The following is a 17,584-nucleotide window of genomic DNA, read 5'->3' as shown; positions in this document are numbered from 1 at the left end:
AAAATAAGGTATATTATATTGGTTGAATAAATTCTCTTTCAAGATAAGAAAAGTAGGTGAACAAAATGGGAAAATATCAATTGGATTATAAAGGTCAGGTAGCTGTCGCAAAGTTTCATGAAAAACAGACGCCTGTCAAGTTTGATAAAAAGCAGCAAATTGAAAAATTGCGTGCGGAGTATTTGAAAAAGAAACAAAAACAAACAGATAAATAGTAGGAGAAACTAGTTAATTTGAATAAAAAACACTTACCATATATTACTATTTGGTAAGTGGAACTAGCTAAACCCTATTCATATCAAGATAAACATGTAAATAGAAACAAAACAATGAGAAAAGTTGACTTATTAGTCACATTTTTTTGTATTCATTTTAAGGATTTCCTGTATAATACAATTTGAAAGAAAATCTATGGTTTGACAAGAAACACTCTTTTCGGTTTTGCTCACTGAAGAGAGTGTTTTTTTGTAGCTAAAAACTCCTCTGTACTCATTACATTTGCATAGACACCATTTAAACTAGCTAAAATTGTGTTATGAATATAAACGGCTGGTATAGTAGCATTCTTAAAAGAAAGGTCTTTTGTAGCACAAGCATCATGTATAACAGTACATTGCAAGCCGAAATCAAAGGCAGCCCTTACGGTAGCATCAATACACATATGAGTCATCATCCCGCATATGACAACGTGTTCAATAGCTAAACGTTGTAATTGCTTTAGAAGATCAGTTTCGCGAAAACTATTTGGATAATGCTTGAGTATAACCGTTTCTTCTCTAAGTGGGCGTACGCTTTCATGAATATGTACACCTTCTGTATTGGGTAGGAAAAAAGTAGCGTCCTCTTTTATTGCTACATGTTGGATATGAAAAATAGGTTCGTTTTTCTTTCTAAAGAGCTGTAGTAGCCGACGGGCATATGCGCTTGCTTCGACTGGATTACGTAATTCCATTTTGCCGTGTGGAAAATAATCATTTTGAATATCAATGAGTAAAAGAGCTGTTTTCATATATTTATCTTCCTCCGATTTCATATTCAAATAATGGTATTCAATTAGTAGAGAAGATTATCCTTTTAAAAAATATGCAAGAGGAGAATTTTACATAACTTTAAAGATTACTATTTTTTCTTGAATTTTTCATCTGAAAATTTTAATAAAGAAATAATTAATATTTTTCTAAAAAATATATTGACTCTTATTATTCTGAGTTCTATAATGAGAATTAATTAAACGACAATTAAATCGATACATTCTTATCCAGAGAGGTGGAGGGACTGGCCCTACGATACCTCAGCAACGGGTTTTTTTAATACCGTGCTAACTCCAGCAAGCCTATGAAAGGCTTGGAAGATGAGAAGATGTGAACGAGTACATATAAGTGCTCTCCTTCTTATCTTTATGGTTGATAAGAAGGAGAGCACTTTTTATTTTACCTCGAGAGCTCTGCTTCAAGTTTTCACAGCATATAGGAGGGGAAAAAATGATTTCTTTTAACAATGTAAGTAAAGTATATGAAACAGGTGGGCAATCTGTTCATGCGGTGGAGGATGTAACATTATCAGTTGAGAAAGGCGAAATTTTTGGCATTATCGGTTTTAGTGGCGCTGGAAAGAGTACGTTATTACGCCTAGTAAACATGTTAGAGAGACCAACGGCAGGAACGATTTCAATAGATGATAAAGAGATTACATCATTATCGACGAAAGAATTACGGAAGCTAAGACAAAGAATCGGGATGATTTTTCAAAGTTTTAATTTATTTAATTCAAGAACAGTATTTGGGAATATTGCTTATCCATTAAAGTTAGCGAAAGTACCAAAGAATGAGATAAAAGAAAGAGTAAATGAATTGCTGAAGTTTGTAGGGTTAGAAGATAAAGCAAACAATTACCCAGAGCAGCTATCAGGTGGACAAAAGCAGCGTGTTGGTATTGCTAGAGCGCTCGCAACATCACCAGATATTCTTATATGTGACGAAGCAACATCAGCTTTAGATCCAGAAACAACGACAGAAATTTTGAACTTATTAAAGAAAGTAAATCGAGAATACAACTTAACAATTCTTCTTATTACACATGAAATGCATGTTGTGAAAGAAATTTGTCACCGTGTAGCTGTAATGGAGAAAGGAAAAGTTATTGAAGAAGGAAAACTGTTTGATGTTTTCACACAACCAAAAACAAAGACGACTCAAAACTTTGTACGTTCTGTTATTAATGATCATTTACCGGAAAGTGTTTTAGCAAAAATTCAAAATGGTGGTCAGATTTATCGTCTAACATTTACTGGCGAGGAGACAGGACAGCCAGTACTATCATATATCGCAAAAAACTATAATGTCGATGTAAATGTACTGTACGGAAATATTATTGAACTTCAAAATGTGCTATTTGGAAATCTTCTTGTAGAATTGCAAGGTGAACAGAGGGAAATTCAAAAAGCATTACAACATCTAAGACTGCAAGTGCAGCTGAAGGAGGTAGAAGCTCATGCGAGTTGATTGGAGTATATTTTGGCCGCGCATACTAGATGCAACGGGGGATACTCTCTTAATGGTAATTGTAACCCTTATATTTGCTACAATTCTTGGTATACCTCTAGGTTTACTTCTATATGTAACGAGAAAAGGAAACTTTTTAGAAAATAAATGGGTCTTTTCTATTCTTAATATTATCATTAATACAATTCGTCCGATTCCATTCATCATCTTCTTAGTAGCTTTAAGCCCGCTAACAAGAAGTGTTATCGGAACGACAATTGGAACGGCGGCAGCAATTTTCCCAATGACGTTAGTTGCATCAATCGGTATTGCTAGAATGGTTGAAACAAATCTTGTTTCTGTTCCGAAAGGGGTAATCGAAGCAGCTCAAGCGATGGGTGCTTCGCCAATTAGAATTGTTTTTGAAATCCTTGTACCAGAAGCGTTAGCGCCATTAATTTTAGGTGTTACATTTATGACAGTTGGTTTAATTGAATTTTCTGCAGTTGCTGGGCTTGTCGGTGGTGGCGGTCTTGGTGACTTAGCAATGACATATGGTTATCAACGTTTTGATACATCAGTTATGTTCGTAACGGTCGTTTTACTTATTATTCTCGTACAGTTAGCTCAAAATTTAGGAAACTACTTTGCGAAAGTCTTTTTACGCAGATCATAAAAAGAAAGAGGGGAAAGAAAATGAAGAAAATTTTAGCATTTGCATTATCAGCGATTGTAGGGGTTTCAGCGTTAAGCGGTTGCTCAAGTGGAGACACGGGGGCAGGGGCGAAAGAAAAAGTAGTTCGTGTCGGTGTAACTGGAACGGATGGAGACGCTTGGGAAATTTTGAAGAGGAAAGCTGAAAAAGAAGGAATTAAAGTTAAACTGGTTGAGTTCTCTGATTACACGACGCCAAATAAAGCGTTAGCTGATGGAGATATTGAGCTAAACTCATTCCAGCATATTGCTTTCTTAGAGCAATTTAAAAAGGAGCATAAATTAGATATTACAGCTGTTGGTACAACGCAAATTGCACCAATGGGTTTATACTCTGAAAAACATAAGAAAGCAAATGAAATTCCAGATGGTTCTGAAATTGCGATTCCAAATGATCCAACGAACCAAGCACGTGCATTAAAACTTCTTGATGCAGCTGGGTTATTAAAGCTTAAGAAAGACTTTGGCTTATTTGGAGATCCAAGCGGCATTGCTGAAAATCCGAAGAAATTAAAAATTACACCGGTTATCGCACAGCAAACACCTCGTGTATTAAAAGATGTTGCAGCTTCAGTTATTAATAACGGTGTTGCTGGTCAAGCTGGATTAGATCCAGCTAAGGATCCAATTTTCTTAGAAGATCCAAAGAATGAAAATGCGAAGCCATATATTAATATTTTCGCAGCTCGTACGAAAGATAAAGATGATCCAACACTGAAAAAAGTAATTGAACTATATCATTCAAAAGAAGTAACAGAGGCAATTAAGAAAGAAACAAATGATGGTTCCATTTCAGTAGATCTTTCACTTGATGAGCTTGAAAAGATCGTAAAATAATGATTGGGTTTAATGGACTAACAGAAGGAACCCCTCCGCTGTTAGTTCGTTCAACATATAATCTACTTAACAAACAAAACAAACCCTAATTCTGTACCTTCCAATTCTGTATAACATAGAATCCAATGTTTGTTAAGTAGAGTAATGGACCAGGAGTTTTCCTGGTCTTTTTTATTACTGAAAGCAACTAGCAAGTAGTAAGGTAATCCAAATTATAATGGGGTAAGAAAATAAGCTGAACACGAGTGTAATTACGAATTGCTTTTTTTGAATTAAGTGTTTTTGGGATGAAAAAAAGAAAATAGAAAAGATAACAATGAAAACAGCTGATACTACGCCCGGATTATAGGAGCGGTAAATGAAAAACAAAATAATATGTTGAACAGAGTTGAAGAAGATAGCTCCTTGTATAAAAATAATCCAGTATATAGAAGACAAGAAGTTTAGTTGATATAGAAAGACGATAAGTAAGACAAAGAGAGTTAATACAGAAATTGCAATGAAAAATTGTTGGCTAGTTATAAAAGTAATTGAAAATTGATTAGCAAGATATTGTGGCATTTGGAAAGATTCTTCAAGGTTATGAATGAGAAATAACAAGGGAATCATCCAAAGCATAATAGTGGAATGTTTTTTAAACAACTTACATCGCTCCAATATAGAGATAGAAAGCCTAAAAAGGCCCTCTATCCAGAGATATTCATTCGATTATAATATTTTTTAAATTATTTTTATGATGCCCTTGTTCTTTCGGATAAGCAGCTAGCTCCTCTTGTAAAATATTTAGTATTTGCTTAGCTGATTGCTGGATGGGTGCAGGTAACTCTTCTAATATATGCATACCCATTTTTATTTTTGTACGAATTACCTTCCTTATTAATTCCTCATGCATGCACGACACCTCCAAAACGAATGTTTAGTACATCATCTTCAAATTTTGCTCCTTGAATAGAAAGGTGTGTTAACGTTTTGGGTAATGTGATGTTTCGTTTAACAGAACTAGCACGAATGATAAGCTCGTCACCTTTTTGATTTAATGCAAGTTCACTTTTGTTAGAGAAGGGAATGGACAGAACGAAAATATACTCATCGCCATCTTTTTTTACATATTGAGTGCGACCGTTAAATTTTACTTCAGTAGGACAATAATCTTCTTTAAATAAAGCATCTCCAACGCGTTCTAACATAGGTAAGCCAACAACTTCTTGTTCAAACATTGGAGCTTCGTAAATAGGAAGTGGATCAAAACTATTTTGAATTAATGTTTTATATTTCTTTTGAGTATCTTTCCAAGCTTGAAAATAAGGATCGATGACAGTGTTAGGGATGACGCGGTTAATCATAATCGCATCTACGTTATAATCGTATAAATTTAAATACGTAAAGCTACGCTGAGCCTCTTTAATGACCATTTTTTCGGGATTTACAACGATGCGGATACTTGTTACGTCTCGGTTTGATAAAATATCTCTCATTTCTCCAAGTTGTTCAAGTGTATTTGTTAATTCGTCCATAATATCATCGGTTGGAAGGGGGACACCAAGAAGTGGTTGAGCTACAGGGCGAACAACTTTTAAAACTTTTCTTTTAATAGGGAAGAGTTTTTCCATCCACCAGCCGAGCATGTCTGGAAAACTGAGTATTGCTAATGTTTCTCCTGTTGGAGCACAATCAATGATAATAACGTCATATGTGTTTTGTTTATAATAATCGAGTACGCGAAGTAAACTAATTAAATCTTCCATACCGGGAAACATCGTTAACTCTTCGGTTGTAATATCATCAGCTGCTTTGGAAGTGAAAAGTAGTGTAATATATTTCTGTAACTTTCCCCAGCCCTTTTCCATTTCATAAATTGTATTAATTTCTTGTGCCCATAGGTTTTCACGAATTTCTAATGGTTCAGAAGATAGTTTTATACCAAATGAATCTCCTAAACTATGAGCTGGGTCTGTGCTCATTACTAAAGTTTTTAATCCTTGTTTTGCGCTTTGAAGTGCAGTTGCCGCTGAAATGCTAGTTTTTCCTACGCCGCCTTTACCTGTATACAAAATAATTCTCATCATTCATATCCCCTTTGTTTCGAGCATCGAATATTACGAGTAACGAAATATTTTTTTGAATAAAAACCCTATTAAGGTTTTTATTCAATCGGAATGTTTTTCATTTTAGGTGCAGAAACCTTTTCTTCTGTTTTTTGCTGTGATGTAGCAATGTGATTCATAATCTTTTGGAAGATTTGTAGTAAAAATGCTTTTTCTTCTTCCGATAATGCTTCGGTCACTAGGTTAAAATAATGGGCTGCATTTTGTTTTACTTCTTGAACGAGCATTACACCGTTTTCTGTTAAACGAATTAATACAATGCGTCGGTCGTTTTCATCACGGTATCTTTCAATATATCCTTTTTTTACAAGGCGATTTACAACACCTGTCGTTGTACTCATCGGTATATCAAGAAGATCAGCGATTTTTGTCATTGTAATATCCGTATTTCGCTCCATCCAAAGTAAACAAAATACTTCAGTTTTAGAAAGTGTTAAATCTAAGCTTACCCATTCTTCAGGATAGAAAAGTTTCTTGGCGTTATCTAGCAGTAAGTCTAAAAAATGTTCGTATTGCAACAATTAATTCCACTCCCGTATATTTCGAGGTTCGTAATATTTATTTTTATTTTATGTAGAATTGAAATAAATGTCAATGTTTTTAACTGTTTTTTCAGATTAGAAAGAAAACTATCTTTAAAATAATATTTTTTTGTGATAGATTTATAAATAGTAAACTAGAATTTACATAAAAATCCATCATGGTAAATATACTTATCTATAATGGATGTACAGCTAACGAGGGGGAGAACGATGAGAAGACGTAATACGCAAGCGTTCACGTTTTTAGCATGGACTTCATTTGTTTGCGCGCTTTCAGGTATGCTAATTGGAATTTATACGCTAGATGAAACGCTTAGTGTAAAAGGATATTATTTACTTGGAACATTATTTTTAACGATGTCTTGTTTTGTATTACAAAAAACAATTCGTGATAATGAAGAAGATAACGAGAGATTTCCGAAAAATAAACCGTTAGATAAAGAGTAAATCGTAAAGAAAGGCGTTTGCCTTTCTTTTTTTATGTAAAAATGCTGTAAGTGCCGTGTGTTGACTTGCTTGAAGTACTGAAAATTTGGTATCATCAATAGTATTGTAGATTGAACGATATATTATGGAGGTGGCCTAGCCGTGTCAAGAATTTCCGTTGAGAATGTAAAGCACGTAGCACATTTAGCACGTCTTGCAATTACTGATCAAGAAGCAGAAAAATTTCAAAAACAACTAGATGCAATTGTTACATTTGCAGAACAGTTAAATGAATTAGATACAACAGATGTAAAACCAACAACTCATGTATTAACTATGAAAAATGTTATGCGTGAAGATGTACCAGAAAAAGGTTTACCAGTTGAAGAAGTATTAAAAAATGCACCGGATCACAAAGATAATCAAATCCGTGTTCCAGCAGTATTAGAATAGAGGAGGGGAATTTCGATGTCATTATTTGATCATTCAGTATCAGAGTTACATAAGAAATTAAACAACAAAGAAATTTCCGTTACGGATTTAGTAGAAGAATCTTACAAACGTATTGCGGATGTTGAAGATAACGTAAAAGCTTTTCTTACATTAGATGAAGAAAACGCACGCGCGAAAGCGAAAGAATTAGATGCGAAAATTGGTGCTGAAGATAATGGTTTATTATTCGGTATGCCAATCGGTGTTAAAGATAACATTGTAACTAACGGTCTTCGTACGACTTGTGCAAGCAAAATGTTAGCAAACTTCGATCCAATTTATGATGCGACAGTTGTGCAAAAGCTAAAAGCTGCTGACACAATTACAATCGGTAAATTAAATATGGACGAGTTCGCAATGGGCTCTTCAAATGAAAACTCAGGTTTCTACGCTACGAAAAATCCGTGGAACTTAGATTACGTTCCAGGCGGATCTAGTGGTGGTTCTGCAGCAGCTGTAGCAGCAGGAGAAGTATTATTCTCTCTAGGTTCTGATACGGGTGGTTCTATCCGTCAACCAGCTGCATATTGCGGCGTTGTAGGTTTAAAACCAACTTACGGACGTGTATCTCGTTACGGATTAGTAGCATTTGCATCTTCACTTGATCAAATCGGACCGATTACACGTACAGTAGAAGACAATGCATACTTATTACAAGCTATTTCAGGTCTTGACCGTATGGATGCAACTTCTGCTAACGTTGAAGTAGGAAACTACTTAGCTGGTTTAACAGGCGACGTTAAAGGTTTACGCATTGCTGTACCGAAAGAATACTTAGGAGAAGGTGTTGGCGAAGAAGCTCGTGAGTCAGTACTAGCTGCTTTAAAAGTATTAGAAGGTATGGGCGCAACTTGGGAGGAAGTATCTCTTCCACACTCTAAATACGCTCTAGCAACGTATTACTTATTATCTTCTTCTGAAGCATCAGCTAACCTTTCACGCTTTGATGGCGTACGTTATGGTGTTCGTTCTGATAATGTGAATAACTTAATGGATCTTTACAAAAACACACGTAGCGAAGGCTTCGGTGATGAAGTAAAACGTCGTATTATGCTTGGTACATTTGCTCTTAGCTCTGGTTACTATGATGCATATTACAAAAAAGCACAACAAGTACGTACATTAATTAAAAACGACTTTGAAAATGTATTTGCTAACTACGATGTTATTATTGGACCAACAACGCCAACTCCGGCATTTAAAGTGGGCGAAAAAGTTGATGATCCAATGACAATGTATGCAAATGACATTTTAACAATCCCAGTAAACTTAGCAGGTGTTCCAGCGATTTCTGTTCCATGTGGATTCGGTGCTAACAACATGCCACTTGGTTTACAAATCATTGGTAAACACTTCGATGAAGCGACAATTTACCGCGTTGCACATGCGTTTGAGCAAGCAACAGACCATCATACAAAAAAAGCAAGTCTGTAAGGAGGCGAGCATAGATGAATTTAGAAACAATTATTGGTTTAGAGGTTCACGTTGAGTTAAAAACAAATTCGAAAATTTTCTCTGCGAGTCCAACAGAATTCGGAGCGGAACCAAATACACAAACAAGTGTAATTGACTTAGGATACCCAGGAGTACTTCCTACTTTAAATAAAGAAGCAGTTAACTTTGCAATGAAAGCTGCAATGGCATTAAACTGTGAAATCGCAACAGAAACGAAGTTTGACCGTAAAAACTATTTCTATCCAGATAATCCGAAAGCTTACCAAATCTCTCAGTTTGATAAGCCAATTGGTGAAAATGGTTGGATTGAAATTGAAGTAGACGGTAAAAAGAAACGTATCGGTATTACACGTCTTCATTTAGAAGAAGATGCTGGTAAATCAACGCATACAGCTGACGGCTCATTAGTAGACTACAACCGTCAAGGTATGCCTTTGATTGAGATCGTATCTGAGCCAGATATGCGTACGCCAGAAGAAGCATATGCATACTTAGAGAAGTTAAAATCAATCATTCAATACACTGGCGTATCTGATTGTAAGATGGAAGAAGGTTCCTTGCGTTGTGATGCGAACATTTCCCTTCGTCCAGTTGGACAAGAGAAGTTCGGTACAAAAGCGGAACTGAAAAACTTAAACTCTTTCACTTACGTACAAAAAGGTCTTGAGTTTGAGCAAGCTCGCCAAGAAAAAGAATTATTATCTGGTGGTATCATCCAACAAGAAACACGTCGTTATGATGAAGCAACGAAGAAAACAATCTTAATGCGTGTGAAAGAAGGATCTGATGATTACCGTTACTTCCCAGAGCCGGACTTAGTTGAACTTTACATCGACGATGAGTGGAAAGAGGCAGTTCGTGCTTCTATTCCAGAACTTCCAGATGCACGTAAAGCTCGCTACGTTGCAGAATTAGGCTTACCGGCTTATGATGCACACGTATTAACATTAACGAAAGAAATGTCTGATTTCTTTGAAGCAACTGTTGCAGATGGTGCTGATGCGAAATTAACATCGAACTGGTTAATGGGTGAAGTGCTTGCGTACTTAAACAAACAACAAAAAGAATTAAAAGACGTTGCATTAACGCCTGCTGGTTTATCTAAAATGGTTCAATTAATTGAAAAAGGTACAATTTCTTCTAAAATTGCGAAGAAAGTATTTAACGAATTAATTGAAAAAGGTGGAGACCCAGAAGAAATCGTTAAAGCGAAAGGCCTTGTTCAAATTTCTGACGAGGGTACACTTCGTAAAGTTGTAACAGAAATTCTTGATAATAATGAGCAATCTATCGAAGACTTTAAAAACGGTAAAGACCGTGCAATTGGCTTCTTAGTTGGTCAAATTATGAAAGCTACAAAAGGACAAGCAAATCCACCGCTTGTTAACAAAATCTTACTTGAAGAGATTAATAAGCGATAATAGTAGTAACTTTTAAAGATTAAGCAGAAAAACACCCGTACATGGGTGTTTTTCTAGGTTAATCAAACGTTTGTTTAAATGAGAGAAAATTATTTAAACAAACGTTTGATTAACTGTCAAAAGTGGAAAAATGTTTGTATAGCAACTATGGTATGATAGTTGCAAAAAGGTGGGAATAATGATAAATCTAGAAATAGAGGTTTTTTCATCTCATGAAATAATAGATAATTATTATTCGTTATATGTAAATTGTTGTGAAGAAATAGATGGACATAAATTTTTTGTCAAATAAAACAAAACCATTGAAATGAATATTTACTTTTGATGGGCTACACGAATCGGGTTCTTACTGCCTGTTTGAGCGAGATAAAAGAAGGATAGGAAGATGAGAGGAGGTAGGCATGGGAATACTGAATAGAAGTTCGGTATGTTCTTTGTCGATACATAAAGAAATTTCCTGTGCTAATAAATGATGAAGCGAGCAAGAATTATTTATAATCCTACTTCTGGGCGTGAGCTATTTAAGAAGAGCTTACCGGAAGTATTACAAAAATTAGAACAAGCTGGATATGAAGCATCTTGTCATGCGACAACGGGTCCTGGAGACGCAACTGTGGCGGCGAGGCAAGCTGTAGAGCGTAAATTTGATGTTGTTATTGCGGCTGGTGGTGACGGCACGTTAAATGAAGTCGTAAACGGTCTAGTTGGTCATGAATTCCGTCCGAAATTTGGAATTATTCCAGTTGGAACGACAAATGACTTTGCACGTGCAATCGGTGTACCTCGTTCTATTGAAGAGGCAGCGGATATTATTTGTGAAGGAAAAACTGTGCCATTAGACCTTGGTAGAGCAAACGATACATATTTTATTAACATCGCTGGTGGCGGTCGTATTACAGAATTAACATATGAAGTACCAAGTAAGCTAAAGACTGTATTAGGACAACTTGCTTATTATTTAAAAGGTATCGAAATGCTACCATCACTCCATCCAACATATGTTGAAATTGAGTATGATGGAAAATTACTACAAGAAGAAATTACGATGTTTTTAATTACGAATACTCGTTCAGTGGGCGGCTTTGAAAAGGTAGCACCATATGCATCGATTAATGATGGCTTATTTGATTTGTTAGTGCTGAAAAAAGGTTCCATTGCCGACTTAATTAAAGCTGCAACACAAGCGCAGCGTGGTGAACATATTAACAATCCAAAAGTACTATACACACAAGCGAACCGAATTAAAGTGCATTCACCAGATAAACTAATGATTAATTTAGATGGTGAATATGGTGGAGATGCACCGATGGAATTCGAAAATATGTATCATTGTCTGGAACTATTTGTTCCTGAACATCAAGAGGATGCCCTGTAAAGGCATCCTTTTTTATTATATAGAAGAATTGTAAATTTGAAGTTAGTTTGATTTTTATGGTATTTTTACAATTCGTTTATTTTATATCCATACTTTATTGATACACTGGAGGAGATAAGAGATGAGAGGTGGGGTGTTATGGAGAAAGTAAAAGCAATACTATTTGATAAAGATGGGACATTAATGGATTTTCATTCAATTTGGATAAAAGTGGCTGAAGAACTTGTGGCTGAATGTATAAAATTATACCAACTGCCACAGTCAATGCAGCCGACTTTATTAAAAGAGATCGGTGTGGATGGGGTATTTGTTCACCCACGTAGCGCAATAGCGGCAGGAACAAGCCTTGATGTGGCAAAGGGGCTTTGTAAGTATATTACGTCATCTAAGGAAGAGGAATTGCATGAATGGGTAAGTGAAAAACTGTTTGCCCTTATGTACGAGCATCGTTCTTACATGAAAATGACGGCAGATTTACCGAGAATTTTACAAAGCTTAAAGGATAGAGGATTTATTTTAGGTGTTGTTACAGCTGATGATTTCGCACCGACAGAATTATTTTTAAAACAGTATCAATTAGAGACCTTTTTTGATTATGTTGTAGCTTCAGATACATTTGCGGCACAAAAACCAGATAAAAGAATTATAGAATCCTTCTGTGAGAGGTTTCATTTAAAGGCATGTGAAGTAGCGGTCGTTGGGGATACACCGACTGATTTATATTTAGCGAAAAATGGTGATTGCTATGCAATTGGAGTACTATCTGGTACAGGGAATCGTCAAACATTAGAACCACTTGCTGATTTAGTAGTACAATCTGTTGGGGACTTTATTTCTCATTCAGGTGAGTTTGTTTGGGAAAAAGGAAAGTCTAATGTGTAAGAAAAATAAGTCTATAAAGACTCTGAATGAGTCTTTATAGACTTATTTTTTATGGCGAAATAGAAGGTGTGTAGGATGAATACTGAAAAAGAATATTGGCATACATTTTGCAATGAAAAGAGAAAACAATGTAAAGAAAAGGATGGGGTACGTAATGAATACAAAAAAATTTGCTAAAGTAAATGAACAAATTCCTGGACCGAAAGCAGCGTCTTTACTAGAACGCCGCCAAAATATAGTACCAAAAGGAGTAAGTAACGGCATCCCAACGTTTGTACAATCTGCAAATGGTGCTCTTGTTACTGATGTTGATGGTAATCAGTACATTGATTTCGCTGGAGCGATAGGAACAATTAACGTAGGACATTGTCACCCAGCTGTTAAAGAAGCGCTCCATAAACAAGTAGATCAATACATTCATACTGGCTTTAATGTCATGATGTATGAGCCATATATTGAATTAGCAGAAAAACTTGCGGCATTAGCGCCGGGAAGTTTTGATAAGCAAGTACTATTTTTAAATAGTGGTGCAGAAGCAGTCGAGAACGCTGTGAAAATCGCTCGTAAATATACAAAAAGACCTGGTATTATCGCATTTTCTAAAGGATTCCACGGGCGTACATTAATGACAATGACAATGACAAGTAAAGTAAAACCATATAAATTTGGATTTGGTCCATTTGCGCCTGAAGTCTATAAAGCGCCATTTCCGTATGAATACCGTCGCCCAGAAGGATTAACGGAAGAGCAGTACGATAACTTTATGATTGAAGAGTTTAAGAATTTCTTCATATCAGAAGTAGCACCAGAAACGATTGCAGCTGTTGTAATGGAACCTGTTCAAGGGGAAGGTGGATTTATCGTCCCAAGTAAGAAGTTTGTGCAAGAAGTACGCAATATTTGTTCAGAACACGGCATCTTATTTGTAGCGGATGAAATTCAAACTGGATTTAGCCGTACAGGAAAATATTTCGCCATTGATCATTATGATGTCGTTCCGGATTTAATTACGGTATCTAAATCATTAGGTGCTGGTGTACCGATTAGTGGTGTTATTGGGCGCAAAGAAATTATGAATGAGTCTGCACCAGGAGAACTTGGTGGAACGTATGCAGGAAGCCCGCTAGGATGTGCGGCAGCATTAGCAGTACTTGATGTAATAGAAAAAGAGAATTTAAATGATAGAGCGATAGAATTAGGAAAGGTCGTAATAAACCGATTCGAAGAGATGAAAAATAAATATAATTGCATCGGTGATGTGCGCGGTTTAGGAGCAATGTGTGCATTTGAGCTCGTTCAAGATCGTAAGACGAAAGCACCTGATAAAACGTTAACAGCTAATTTATGCGCAGAAGCAAATAAACGCGGCTTACTTCTACTATCAGCAGGAACATACGGTAATGTTATTCGTGTGCTAATGCCACTAGTGATTACAGATGAGCAACTTGAAGAAGGATTAACAATCATTGAAGAATCATTGCAAGTCTGTTATGAGAAAGCAAATATTGCTCGTGTTTAAAAGTTAAATAATAAAACAGCAAACATTCTAGCTGACTCTATATAAAATCCAGAAAATTCACTTTATAATAAAGGTAGTGAAGTGAATCGACGGATTGGAAGTTAGGGGTGGCTAGGATGGTTGCAGAAAAGGAACGAGTGTTAATGGATTTACAAGATGTATTTGAATATGCGTTTGACGAAATTTTTGTGACTGACGAAAAGGGAATCGTTGTACGTGTAAATAGTACATGTGAAAGGCACTATCAATTGGCTGCTAAAGAGTTAGTAGGTAAACATGTAAAAGAATTGCAGAAGGATGGTATCTTTTATCCATCGGCAACGTTAGAAGTAATTGAAAAAAAGAGACCGATTGAACTCGTTCAAACGACAAAATCAGGAGAGTATTTACACGTTCGTACAAGGCCTGTTTTTGATGAAGAGGGCAATTTAAGAAGGGTGATCAGTTACTCTCGTGATCTTACAGAACTCTATCAATTACGTCAAAAGGTAGAAGAAATGGATAATCAGTTAAAAACATATAAAAAAGAATTAAGAGAAACATATGAACATGAAGGACTTATTTTTAAAAGTATCGCTATGCAAAAAATAGTCGAGACAATCAAGAAAGTATCCGTGGTAGATAGTACTGTTCTCGTTTTAGGTGAGACAGGAGTAGGAAAGAGTCGATTGGTGCGTCATTTACATGAAGTGAGTAACCGGAAGAATGAAAGTTTCTATGAAATTAACTGTGCGGCATTGCCAACGAATTTAATTGAATCAGAGCTTTTTGGATACTCAGGCGGATCTTTTACAGGTGCGAATCGTGAAGGGAAAAAGGGACTATTAGAATCAGCGCATAAAGGAACTCTTTTCTTAGATGAAATTGGTGAAATGCCGCTTGAAATTCAAGCGAAGCTTTTGCAAGTGTTGCAAGAAAAAACGTTTCGCCCTATAGGCGGAAGAGAATTAAAAAAGGTGGACGTTAGAATTGTAGCGGCAACAAATAGAGATTTAAGTATGATGGTGAAACAAGGAACATTTCGGAAAGATTTATATTATCGTCTGAATGTTATTCCCATTGTAATCCCGCCACTACGGGAAAGAACAGAAGACATTTTGCCACTTATTTATCATTATTTACAACACTTTAACGAGAAATATGGTCGGAATGTAAAATTAGCGCCTAGCACATTGCAAATGTTTGTTGGTTACCCGTGGGAAGGAAATAATAGAGAAATTGAAAATGTGATTGAGCGAATTGTTATAACTGCTGATGATATCGTTACGATAGAGGATTTGCCAATAGCGATGCAAGAATCAACAGTTGAACAGTCTGGTCAAAGTCTCTATAAAATGTTAGAAGAAGTAGAACGGAATATTATTTTGAAAGCATATAAAACATATGGATCGAGTTATAAAGTAGCGGAGTTTTTAAAAATAAGTCAATCTGCTGCCACGAGGAAAATAAAGAAACTTATAGAGGAGGAAGAGAACATTGGATAAAAAAGCGACGTTTGTAAATGTAGAGAAAAAGGCGATGTATATAAATGGTGAGTGGATTACATTGCAAGAACAAATCGAAGTAAATAATCCAGCAACGAAGGAAATATTTGCGACTGTACCAAAGGGTGGGGTAACTGAGGCAAGGCAAGCCGTTGATGCTGCACATGAAGCTTTTAAATCATGGTCTAAGTTAACAGCGGCAGACCGTGCAGTGAAATTAAAAAAATGGTTTACACTTATCGATGAAAATAAAGAAGAGATTGCAGCGATTATGACGAGAGAACAAGGAAAGCCGTTTGCAGAAGCGCTTGGTGAAGTGAATTATGCAAATAGTTTTGTCGAATGGTATGCAGAAGAAGGAAAACGCGTGTATGGTGAAATGATTCCTGCTTCTCATCCAAATAAACGTATTTTAGTTATGAAGCAACCAGTTGGCGTTATGGCAGCTATTACGCCTTGGAACTTCCCGGCCGCTATGATTACGAGAAAGGTAGCTCCGGCGCTTGCAGCAGGATGTACAGCGGTTGTAAAACCTGCAAGTCAAACGCCGTTAACTGCGTTAAAATTAGCTGAATTAGCTCATGAAGCAGACATTCCAAAAGGCGTAATAAATATTGTAACAGGTAGTGCGAAAGCAATTGCTGATACGTGGATGGAAGATGGGCGTGTTCGAAAAGTGTCCTTTACAGGATCAACGGAAATTGGGAAAGAGTTAATGGCTAGTGCGGCACAAACGATGAAAAAGGTTTCACTTGAGTTAGGCGGTCACGCACCGTTTATTGTTATGAATGATGCAGACTTAGATAAAGCAGTAGAGGCAGTAATCGGTTCGAAATTCCGTAACGCAGGACAAACGTGTATATGTACAAACCGAGTATTTGTTCAGGAAGAAGTTTACGAAGTATTCGCAGAGAAGTTTCAAAAGGCAGTAGGGCAGTTGAAAGTAGGAGACGGTTTCGGTGACGGAACGACTGTAGGACCACTTATTGACGAGAATGCAGTTTCGAAAGTACAGGAACATATTGAAGATGCTATTCAAAAGGGTGGAACAGTTTTATATGGTGGTCAAAAGGTTGCAGAGCTAGACGGATACTTTATGCAACCAACTGTAATTGGATTGGCGAATGATACGATGCTTTGTATGAATGAAGAGACATTTGGACCAGTTGCACCTGTTGCGAAATTTAAAACGGTTGAAGAAGTAATTGAACGTGCAAACAATACACCATACGGTTTAGCAGCGTACATTTTCACGAAAGATATTAGTCAAGCATTCCAAATTAGCGAAGCGTTAGAGTACGGTATTATCGGATTAAATGATGGACTTCCATCAGTTGCACAAGCACCGTTCGGTGGCTTTAAAGAAAGTGGTATTGGCCGTGAAGGAGGTCATTTCGGTATCGAGGAATATTTAGAAATTAAATATATTTCATTAGGACTATAAGTAGTATACTAGAATCTCTATAAGGTAACAGAGAAGGAGATTCTAGTATGGTATATTGGCTATTATTACTTGTAACAATTATTTTTGAAGTAGCTGGAACAATTGCGATGAAATTATCAAACGGTTTAACAAAGCTTGTTCCGAGTGTACTGATTTTCGTGTTTTATGGAATTTGTTTCAGCGTGTTCGCCATCGTTGTGAAAAAGATCCATTTAAGTATTGCTTATGCTATTTGGTCTGGCGTTGGAACATTGCTTATTACAATCATTAGTGTGTACTTTTTTAAAGAGCATATTAGTTTATTTCAAGCATTTTGTATTCTTTTTATTGTTTTGGGTGTCATTGGGCTTAAGGTTTCATCTGCATCATAAAAGGCTATCTTCCAGTGCGGAAGATAGCCTTTTGCTT

Annotated in this window: 19 protein-coding genes and 1 riboswitch; of the genes, 14 read left to right on the top strand and 5 right to left on the bottom strand. The window is 36.2% G+C overall.

Translation table 11 applies throughout. The annotated features are described in order from the left end of the window. Nucleotides 1-65 precede the first annotated feature (65 nt). Complete coding sequence (locus PDQ68_RS18295) at nucleotides 66-215, top strand: hypothetical protein (protein ID WP_000521648.1); 150 nt, start codon at nucleotides 66-68, stop codon at nucleotides 213-215. 230 nt (nucleotides 216-445) lie between these two features. Here the strand turns inward: PDQ68_RS18295 and PDQ68_RS18290 are convergent, their stop codons facing one another. Beyond that, on the bottom strand, nucleotides 446-1,009 hold the full coding sequence (locus PDQ68_RS18290; protein WP_000844890.1) for a cysteine hydrolase family protein: 564 nt from the start codon (nucleotides 1,007-1,009) through the stop codon (nucleotides 446-448). Nucleotides 1,010-1,251: 242 nt separating this feature from the next. Next, nucleotides 1,252-1,358, top strand: a riboswitch (SAM riboswitch). A gap of 123 nt (nucleotides 1,359-1,481) precedes the next feature. On the opposite strand from PDQ68_RS18290, the gene PDQ68_RS18285 reads away from it, so the two are divergent. Genes PDQ68_RS18285 through PDQ68_RS18275 form a run of 3 tightly spaced genes read left to right on the top strand, consistent with a single transcriptional unit; the run spans nucleotide 1,482 to nucleotide 4,031 of the window. Continuing rightward, on the top strand, nucleotides 1,482-2,501 hold the full coding sequence (locus PDQ68_RS18285) for a methionine ABC transporter ATP-binding protein (RefSeq protein WP_000622992.1): 1,020 nt from the start codon (nucleotides 1,482-1,484) through the stop codon (nucleotides 2,499-2,501). Then, nucleotides 2,491-3,156 (top strand): methionine ABC transporter permease, encoded by a 666-nt coding sequence (locus tag PDQ68_RS18280; protein ID WP_001261859.1) that lies wholly within the window; start codon nucleotides 2,491-2,493, stop codon nucleotides 3,154-3,156. Before PDQ68_RS18285 ends, PDQ68_RS18280 begins: the two co-directional genes overlap by 11 nt. A gap of 20 nt (nucleotides 3,157-3,176) precedes the next feature. Then, nucleotides 3,177-4,031 carry a MetQ/NlpA family ABC transporter substrate-binding protein gene (locus PDQ68_RS18275; RefSeq protein WP_000721607.1) on the top strand — a complete coding sequence of 285 codons (855 nt, stop codon included), beginning with the start codon at nucleotides 3,177-3,179 and terminating at the stop codon, nucleotides 4,029-4,031. A 174-nt stretch (nucleotides 4,032-4,205) separates the two neighbouring features. On the opposite strand, the gene PDQ68_RS18270 is transcribed toward PDQ68_RS18275, so the two are convergent. The 4 genes from PDQ68_RS18270 to PDQ68_RS18255 form a co-directional block, all read right to left on the bottom strand. Further along, nucleotides 4,206-4,673: an HXXEE domain-containing protein gene (locus tag PDQ68_RS18270; protein ID WP_061183760.1), complete on the bottom strand. Its 468-nt coding sequence runs from the start codon at nucleotides 4,671-4,673 to the stop codon at nucleotides 4,206-4,208. A gap of 58 nt (nucleotides 4,674-4,731) precedes the next feature. Next, a complete protein-coding gene (locus PDQ68_RS18265; protein ID WP_000544085.1) occupies nucleotides 4,732-4,923 on the bottom strand; it encodes a DUF3926 domain-containing protein in 192 nt (63 codons plus the stop codon). After that, a complete protein-coding gene (locus tag PDQ68_RS18260; protein WP_080444178.1) occupies nucleotides 4,916-6,097 on the bottom strand; it encodes an ArsA family ATPase in 1,182 nt (393 codons plus the stop codon). Before PDQ68_RS18260 ends, PDQ68_RS18265 begins: the two co-directional genes overlap by 8 nt. 77 nt (nucleotides 6,098-6,174) lie before the next feature. Then, nucleotides 6,175-6,657, bottom strand: coding sequence for a MarR family winged helix-turn-helix transcriptional regulator (locus PDQ68_RS18255; RefSeq protein ID WP_000942476.1), 483 nt, complete (start codon nucleotides 6,655-6,657; stop codon nucleotides 6,175-6,177). Between the two features lie 231 nt (nucleotides 6,658-6,888). On the opposite strand from PDQ68_RS18255, the gene PDQ68_RS18250 reads away from it, so the two are divergent. From PDQ68_RS18250 to PDQ68_RS18205, 10 genes are all read left to right on the top strand, one after another. Beyond that, nucleotides 6,889-7,125, top strand: coding sequence for a YiaA/YiaB family inner membrane protein (locus PDQ68_RS18250; protein ID WP_001254396.1), 237 nt, complete (start codon nucleotides 6,889-6,891; stop codon nucleotides 7,123-7,125). A 141-nt stretch (nucleotides 7,126-7,266) separates the two neighbouring features. Beyond that, the gene (gatC, locus tag PDQ68_RS18245) at nucleotides 7,267-7,557 is read left to right on the top strand and encodes an Asp-tRNA(Asn)/Glu-tRNA(Gln) amidotransferase subunit GatC (protein WP_000086999.1); all 291 of its coding nucleotides are present in this window, start codon (nucleotides 7,267-7,269) and stop codon (nucleotides 7,555-7,557) included. A 15-nt stretch (nucleotides 7,558-7,572) separates the two neighbouring features. Continuing rightward, nucleotides 7,573-9,030 carry an Asp-tRNA(Asn)/Glu-tRNA(Gln) amidotransferase subunit GatA gene (gene gatA / locus PDQ68_RS18240; protein ID WP_000051445.1) on the top strand — a complete coding sequence of 486 codons (1,458 nt, stop codon included), beginning with the start codon at nucleotides 7,573-7,575 and terminating at the stop codon, nucleotides 9,028-9,030. Nucleotides 9,031-9,044: 14 nt separating this feature from the next. After that, nucleotides 9,045-10,472, top strand: coding sequence for an Asp-tRNA(Asn)/Glu-tRNA(Gln) amidotransferase subunit GatB (gene gatB / locus PDQ68_RS18235; RefSeq protein WP_001047674.1), 1,428 nt, complete (start codon nucleotides 9,045-9,047; stop codon nucleotides 10,470-10,472). Nucleotides 10,473-10,941: 469 nt separating this feature from the next. Further along, on the top strand, nucleotides 10,942-11,847 hold the full coding sequence (locus PDQ68_RS18230) for a diacylglycerol kinase (RefSeq protein ID WP_000977677.1): 906 nt from the start codon (nucleotides 10,942-10,944) through the stop codon (nucleotides 11,845-11,847). Nucleotides 11,848-11,985: 138 nt separating this feature from the next. Then, nucleotides 11,986-12,729 carry an HAD family hydrolase gene (locus tag PDQ68_RS18225; RefSeq protein ID WP_016716323.1) on the top strand — a complete coding sequence of 248 codons (744 nt, stop codon included), beginning with the start codon at nucleotides 11,986-11,988 and terminating at the stop codon, nucleotides 12,727-12,729. 154 nt (nucleotides 12,730-12,883) lie between these two features. Further along, the gene (gene gabT, locus PDQ68_RS18220; protein ID WP_001093016.1) at nucleotides 12,884-14,248 is read left to right on the top strand and encodes a 4-aminobutyrate--2-oxoglutarate transaminase; all 1,365 of its coding nucleotides are present in this window, start codon (nucleotides 12,884-12,886) and stop codon (nucleotides 14,246-14,248) included. Nucleotides 14,249-14,364: 116 nt separating this feature from the next. Next, nucleotides 14,365-15,732: a sigma-54 interaction domain-containing protein gene (locus PDQ68_RS18215; protein ID WP_000225163.1), complete on the top strand. Its 1,368-nt coding sequence runs from the start codon at nucleotides 14,365-14,367 to the stop codon at nucleotides 15,730-15,732. After that, on the top strand, nucleotides 15,725-17,176 hold the full coding sequence (gene gabD, locus PDQ68_RS18210) for an NADP-dependent succinate-semialdehyde dehydrogenase (protein WP_270786908.1): 1,452 nt from the start codon (nucleotides 15,725-15,727) through the stop codon (nucleotides 17,174-17,176). Before PDQ68_RS18215 ends, gabD begins: the two co-directional genes overlap by 8 nt. 47 nt (nucleotides 17,177-17,223) lie before the next feature. Beyond that, complete coding sequence (locus tag PDQ68_RS18205) at nucleotides 17,224-17,547, top strand: DMT family transporter (RefSeq protein ID WP_000263262.1); 324 nt, start codon at nucleotides 17,224-17,226, stop codon at nucleotides 17,545-17,547. Nucleotides 17,548-17,584: the final 37 nt, after the last annotated feature.

This window comes from Bacillus cereus group sp. Bc010 (genome assembly GCF_027716745.1).
In the GTDB taxonomy this organism is placed as follows: domain Bacteria; phylum Bacillota; class Bacilli; order Bacillales; family Bacillaceae_G; genus Bacillus_A; species Bacillus_A pacificus.
Note: the sequence above shows the minus strand (reverse complement) of the source record. Positions and strands in the feature narration are given on the sequence as shown.

Excerpts from the sequence above, each read along its gene's own strand:
- PDQ68_RS18260 (WP_080444178.1), bottom strand. The coding sequence starts at position 6,097 with ATGATGAGAATTATTTTGTATACAGGTAAAGGCGGCGTAGGAAAAACT.
- gabT (WP_001093016.1), top strand. The coding sequence starts at position 12,884 with ATGAATACAAAAAAATTTGCTAAAGTAAATGAACAAATTCCTGGACCG.
- PDQ68_RS18280 (WP_001261859.1), top strand. The coding sequence starts at position 2,491 with ATGCGAGTTGATTGGAGTATATTTTGGCCGCGCATACTAGATGCAACG.
- gatB (WP_001047674.1), top strand. The coding sequence starts at position 9,045 with ATGAATTTAGAAACAATTATTGGTTTAGAGGTTCACGTTGAGTTAAAA.
- PDQ68_RS18205 (WP_000263262.1), top strand. The coding sequence starts at position 17,224 with ATGGTATATTGGCTATTATTACTTGTAACAATTATTTTTGAAGTAGCT.
- PDQ68_RS18230 (WP_000977677.1), top strand. The coding sequence starts at position 10,942 with ATGATGAAGCGAGCAAGAATTATTTATAATCCTACTTCTGGGCGTGAG.
- PDQ68_RS18290 (WP_000844890.1), bottom strand. The coding sequence starts at position 1,009 with ATGAAAACAGCTCTTTTACTCATTGATATTCAAAATGATTATTTTCCA.
- PDQ68_RS18275 (WP_000721607.1), top strand. The coding sequence starts at position 3,177 with ATGAAGAAAATTTTAGCATTTGCATTATCAGCGATTGTAGGGGTTTCA.
- gatA (WP_000051445.1), top strand. The coding sequence starts at position 7,573 with ATGTCATTATTTGATCATTCAGTATCAGAGTTACATAAGAAATTAAAC.
- PDQ68_RS18295 (WP_000521648.1), top strand. The coding sequence starts at position 66 with ATGGGAAAATATCAATTGGATTATAAAGGTCAGGTAGCTGTCGCAAAG.
- PDQ68_RS18215 (WP_000225163.1), top strand. The coding sequence starts at position 14,365 with ATGGTTGCAGAAAAGGAACGAGTGTTAATGGATTTACAAGATGTATTT.
- PDQ68_RS18285 (WP_000622992.1), top strand. The coding sequence starts at position 1,482 with ATGATTTCTTTTAACAATGTAAGTAAAGTATATGAAACAGGTGGGCAA.
- PDQ68_RS18265 (WP_000544085.1), bottom strand. The coding sequence starts at position 4,923 with ATGCATGAGGAATTAATAAGGAAGGTAATTCGTACAAAAATAAAAATG.
- PDQ68_RS18225 (WP_016716323.1), top strand. The coding sequence starts at position 11,986 with ATGGAGAAAGTAAAAGCAATACTATTTGATAAAGATGGGACATTAATG.
- PDQ68_RS18250 (WP_001254396.1), top strand. The coding sequence starts at position 6,889 with ATGAGAAGACGTAATACGCAAGCGTTCACGTTTTTAGCATGGACTTCA.